We start from the raw sequence: 5639 nt of genomic DNA, 5'->3' as shown, positions 1-5639 counted from the left end.
GAAACAGTAGATGCAATTGCATCTACTGTTTTTTGATATTCATAGATACAAAATTTACTCTTGATTCAATGCATTTTCATCCATATAAACTACTTCCCAGATATGCCCATCTACATCTTGAAAACCCCAACCATACATAAATCCGTGATCTTGTGGTTCACTATAAGGTTTACCACCAGAGGCAAGAGCCTTATTCACTAATTGATCTACTTGTTCACGATTTTCAGCAGAAAGACATAAGATTGCTTCTGCAGAAGTAGTAGTATCTGTAACTTCTTTCTTACTAAATCCTTTAAATCGTTCTTCAACCATTATTAATACGAAGATATTTTCACTAATAATCATTGAGGCTGTTGTTTCATCACTGAATTGTTGATTGAACTCAAAACCTAATTCCTTAAAAAAACTGATAGATTTGTTTAGATCTTGTACTGGTAAATTGATAAAGATATTTTTCGATTGAAAAGCCATTTAGTATCACCTCCAAATTGACAGTATCATGGAGCATAAAGTCGTGTCAATTATAGCAAAGCGGGGCGCAAATGGAAGCCATTAGCACTATTAGAAGTAGGCGTTATGTCAACAAAAACAGAAAGGTTATATCTTCAACCTTTCTGTTTAAAAAGTTTTAACTATTTATCCTCTGGCTAGCATTCTTTCAAGTGAACTAAGTGCTTCAGCGGTAGTATGTTCATCTACTTGTATACGGTTATGAGGTTGACCTTGCTCAATACTTTCTAAGCTCCATAACAAATGTGGAAGGTCAATTCGATTCATTGTTAAACAAGGACAAAAGTTTTCGTTTAAGGAGACAATATGTTTATCAGGATGCTGCTTAATAATGCGATTGACAAGGTTCATTTCTGTTCCAATTGCCCATGCAGATCCGCTTGGAGCTCGATTGATTGTATCAATAATGTATTTTGTGGAGCCTGCATCATCAGCCGCTGCAACCACTTCACGGCTGCACTCAGGGTGAACAATTATCCTCATAGTCGGGTGTTCTTTGCGAATAACCTCTGTATGTTGAACAGTAAAACCTTCGTGCACAGAGCAGTGACCCTTCCAAAGAATAACCTGGATATTTTCAAGTGGCTCTTTTGTTTCGAGCAAGTTCTTATGTGGATTCCAAACAGCCATATTTTCAAGAGGTATACCTAAATCATAGGCAGTATTTCTTCCTAAATGTTGGTCAGGTAAAAAGAAGATACGCTGTTTTTGGGTAAAAGCCCATTGAACAAGTTCCTTTGCATTCGATGAAGTGACACAAGCACCACCATGTCTTCCAGTAAAGGCTTTAATAGCCGCAGTTGAGTTAACATAGGTTAGAGGAATAATCGTATCACCAAAGAGTTCTTGAAGAATTGGCCATGCTTGTTCAGTTTGATAAATATCAGCCATATCAGCCATTGAACAACCAGCGCGCATATCTGGTAAATAGACATGTTGCTGTTTCGTTGTCAGCATATCAGCAGTTTCTGCCATAAAATGTACACCGCAAAATACGATGTGTTCAGCTTCCTTATTTGCTGCGGATAATTGAGCTAACTGTAAAGAATCCCCAGTTGAATCTGCAAATTGAATGACTTCATCTTTTTGATAATGGTGGCCAGGAATAAATAATTTAGAACCTAATTTTTTCTTTATTGATAAAATACGAGATTCCATTTCCTTTACAGATAGTGCCCGATAATGCTCTGGGAGTAATGTCGTCTGTTGTAATAAACTAGTGATGGACAAGGGAATGATCTCCTTTCATTTGAACGAGTGCACTAATATCAAAAGCTTTAACTGAATGTGTTAAGGAGCCAAGTGAAATCCATTGAATACCCGTTTGGGCATAAGCCTTTAAATTTTCAAGTGTGATGCCCCCAGATGCTTCAGTCGCAATAGTGGGAGGAACAATGGGAAGCCATGCACGGATTTCTTCTGGGCTACGGTTATCAAACATAATAATATCTGCTCCTGCGTTGATAGCTTCTTCTAATTGTTCTTTTGATTCAATTTCAACTTCAATTTTTACGGTATGACCGACTTTCGCTCTAGCGGTCTGAACTGCCTTTGTAATGCTACCAGCAAAGGCAATATGATTGTCCTTTAGCATAATTGCGTCGTACAGGCCATTACGATGATTAAAAGCACCACCAATTCGAACAGCATATTTATCTAACATACGCAGTCCAGGTAGTGTTTTACGCGTATCACATATTTTTGCGTGAGTACCTACTGTTTCTTGAACGGCAAGATGGGCAGCCGTTGCAATAGCAGACATACGTTGAATAAGATTTAAAATGACACGCTCACCGATTAATAATTTTTGTAAGGGACCTTTAATCACAGCGAGTACATCACCTGACTTCACCATCTCTCCATCTTTTGTATGAAGATTGACTTCGATTGATCGATCGAGTAAGAGAAAGCCATGCTCAATAATGTTAGCCCCACAAAAAATTCCGCTTTCTTTCGCGTAAAAAGAAAAAGCTCCCTGTTGTTCGGCTGAAAAGATAAATTCACTCGATAAATCTCCATCTCCTAAATCCTCATTAAAAAATTGCTTGAGCATTTCCTCAAGTTTGATGATATTCATACAATGAGTTCCTCACTTTCATTTGTCCTTGCGAAAAAATAATCCATCGACTTGCCCATTGTGATTTCATTTCGGATTTATCCTTCCGAATATGAGCTCCTCTTGTTTCCGTTCGAGTAATTGCTGCATGTGCCATTAATGTGGCGACTACATGCATCATAAATAATTCCAACTCAGCTAGTTCTAGACCCTTTAAATTAACTTGAATAAGTGATTGCAAGGAGGGTAGTTGCTTTACAAAATGCTGCAAGTCATCAATATTTCTAACAATACCTAGGAACTGCATCATGTGTTGCTGTAATTGGGGTTTGCTAAATAAAGGTGGCATTTTATCAGGACATTGATGCTTTTCCAGTAAAAAGTTTTTTTGATGACACCCTTTTTGAATAATGAACTGCGCCATTTTTTGACCAAATGTAATACCTTCCAATAGGGAGTTACTTGCTAAACGATTCGCACCATGTACGCCTGTACAGGCAACCTCACCGACTGCATATAAGTTCGGTATAGTAGTTCTTCCTTTGTCATCAGCAATAACACCACCCATCAAGAAATGACTTCCTGGAGCCACGGGGATTAGACCATCTTGTAAATGAACGTGATGAACATGGCACAGCTGAGCAATTGTTGGAAACTTTGCTTCAAAGTCTTGAATGTTAGTGATATCAATAAACGTTTCTTCACCCGCTGCACGTTTTGTAAATAGGGCAAGTGCAGTAATATGTCTTGGTGCTAGGTCAAGTTGAGCATGTAAACCTGTCATAATGGGCTGATGCTGGGCATTAACAAAAATACCACCAGCCCCTCTGACAGCTTCAGAAACTAATCCCTTTGCTTCATTTTTACACCACAGAAGACTCGGGTGAAATTGCATAAATTCCATATCACTAATGGCAGCGCCTGCTCGAAATGCTAATGCGATCCCATCCCCTGTATTAGTTGGAAAATTAGATGTACTTGAATAAAGGGCACCTGCGCCACCTGTCGCTAAAATAACATGATGAGCCAAATAACGTTTTGTACCTTTTTCTCCTTTAGTTAGCACTCCTACACAGTCACCATCTGTATTCCGTAAAAGCTCATAAGCCATTTCATAGCAATTGATCTTTGTTTTGGGCGAAAGTTTATGAAGCAAGTAATCTATGAAAATCTGACCAGTACGATCACCACCTGCATGTAGAATACGATGATGACTATGTGCTCCTTCAAGTCCTAGAGCAGGTTTTCCATCGACCTGCCGATCAACAGGGAGGCCATCCTTTAGATAGTTTTGCATAATCTCAGTGCCATCTTTTATAAGTGTTTTAACATGCCTTTTCTCATGATGATACTCTCCAGCTTTCAATGTATCAGCAATATGATGTTGAATATGATCCTCCTCACTGGTAACAGCAGCAATCCCACCTTGTGCACGATAAGAACTACTCATATATATAGATGATTTTGTAACAATTTGTATTTGAAAATGTTTTTCAAGCACTAAAGCAGCCTGAAGTGCAGCAATACCACTACCAATTATAAGGACGTCTGTCTTTACATCCATTGTTATACCTTCTTTACAGTTGTCTTGACACTTATCTTTACATAAAATATAAAAGAAAACAAGACCTGATGAACAAGAGAGGAAGAAGACGATGATTTATATGGATTATGCTGCAACATCACCTATGATGAGGGAATCTCTTGAGGCATATGTAGAGGTGGCACAACGGTATTATGGAAATAGTGCGAGTTTGCATGATTTAGGGGGACAAGCTTTTTATTTTGTCCAGCAATCAAGGGAGGTTGTAGCCCAAGCCCTAGGTGTAACTAGTGATGGCGTAATTTTTACGGGTAGTGGAACAGAAGGAAATCTCATAGCCATCTTGTCGTTAGCGCTAGCCTCAAAAAAAGGAAAACACATTATTTCATCTCAAGCTGAGCATACGTCAGTGCATGCGGCTTTGAATACACTTGAGAAAAAGGGCTTTACTGTAACAAAATTACCTTTGCAGAAGGATGGTTGTGTTGATCTGGGGCAATTGCAACAAGCAATCCGGGAAGAGACTGCTTTGATTACCATTCAACATGTCAATTCTGAAATTGGTTCAATCCAGCCTGTAGAGAAAATCGTAAAGATGGCAAGAAAATCAAATATATTCTGTCATGTTGATTGTGTACAATCATTTGGCAAACTAGCTATACCACAAGGGGCAGATGCGATTACCATCTCGGCTCATAAAATAGGCGGACCAAAGGGCTGTGGTGCTATATATCTGAACCCTGCAATCAGAGTACCTGCATTAACACCAGGTTTGACACATGAGAGGGGTCTTAGAGGGGGGACATTAGATACTCCTGCAATCGTGGCCTTTGCCGCGGCAATTGAAAACTATCAATATGAATTGCAACATTATGAAACGCTAAGAAATTATTTTGAAAATAATTTACCTGAAAAATGTCAGCTCGTTGAGTGTAAACAGCAACTACCTAATATTTGTGGGGTAATGATGGAAAAAGTAGAGGGGCAATATGTTCTTTTAAAGTTAAATGAGGCGGGAATCTGTATCTCTACAGGTAGTGCATGTGATATTCATAGTGAATCGGGAACAAAGGCTATTCTATCAATGGGGTTCTCTTTGGAAGCGGCACGCCAATTTTTTAGAATATCTTTTGGACCTTCCACTACACTTGAGGATATTGTAAAATTAAAAATAGAGCTTTCAAATATTTAACGAAAAGACGAGTGAAGGATTATCTATATTCTTCACTTGTAGTGAAATAGATTATAAGCTAATAATATCGGCCAAATAAAATAATTGTTTTCTTTTGAACCAACAATTGCTATAATATTTTGCAGGGCAATATTTTCTCTTACTTAACAAAAATATCTTTAAAAAGTAATAATTTCTTTTTTTTATAAAAAAGTATTGCACAATGTTAGAAAACGTTATACAATAATTCTTGTCTTGAAGGACAGGTAAACAACTTCAAAACAAGATACATAACAAAGTCTAGTGATGATGGCAAAGAGGTCACACCCGTTCCCATACCGAACACGGAAGTTAAGCTT

Annotated in this window: 5 protein-coding genes and 1 rRNA gene; 2 read left to right on the top strand and 4 right to left on the bottom strand. The window is 38.1% G+C overall.

The window, feature by feature from the left end:
* Nucleotides 1-54: 54 nt before the first annotated feature.
* From AC1RFD_RS22240 to nadB, 4 genes are all read right to left on the bottom strand, one after another.
* A complete protein-coding gene (locus AC1RFD_RS22240) occupies nucleotides 55-471 on the bottom strand; it encodes a VOC family protein (RefSeq protein ID WP_279495843.1) in 417 nt (138 codons plus the stop codon).
* Between the two features lie 165 nt (nucleotides 472-636).
* On the bottom strand, nucleotides 637-1740 hold the full coding sequence (gene nadA, locus AC1RFD_RS22235; protein ID WP_054548463.1) for a quinolinate synthase NadA: 1104 nt from the start codon (nucleotides 1738-1740) through the stop codon (nucleotides 637-639).
* Nucleotides 1727-2587, bottom strand: coding sequence for a carboxylating nicotinate-nucleotide diphosphorylase (gene nadC / locus AC1RFD_RS22230; RefSeq protein ID WP_066038273.1), 861 nt, complete (start codon nucleotides 2585-2587; stop codon nucleotides 1727-1729). The genes nadA and nadC overlap by 14 nt, the downstream gene beginning before the upstream one ends.
* Nucleotides 2568-4130, bottom strand: a complete 1563-nt coding sequence (nadB, locus tag AC1RFD_RS22225) for an L-aspartate oxidase (RefSeq protein ID WP_054548465.1) — start codon at nucleotides 4128-4130, stop codon at nucleotides 2568-2570. Before nadB ends, nadC begins: the two co-directional genes overlap by 20 nt.
* Nucleotides 4131-4230: 100 nt before the next feature.
* Between nadB and AC1RFD_RS22220 the strand changes: the two genes are divergently transcribed.
* Nucleotides 4231-5301 carry a cysteine desulfurase family protein gene (locus tag AC1RFD_RS22220; protein ID WP_066038274.1) on the top strand — a complete coding sequence of 357 codons (1071 nt, stop codon included), beginning with the start codon at nucleotides 4231-4233 and terminating at the stop codon, nucleotides 5299-5301.
* Nucleotides 5302-5579: 278 nt separating this feature from the next.
* Nucleotides 5580-5639: ribosomal RNA gene (rrf, locus tag AC1RFD_RS22215) — 5S ribosomal RNA — on the top strand; the annotation flags it as partial.

The sequence above is a fragment of the Lysinibacillus sp. GW823-FHT02G10 genome, from assembly GCF_058797135.1.
The sequence above is the reverse complement of the archived record's forward strand: the minus strand, read 5'-3'. Positions and strand labels throughout refer to the sequence as shown.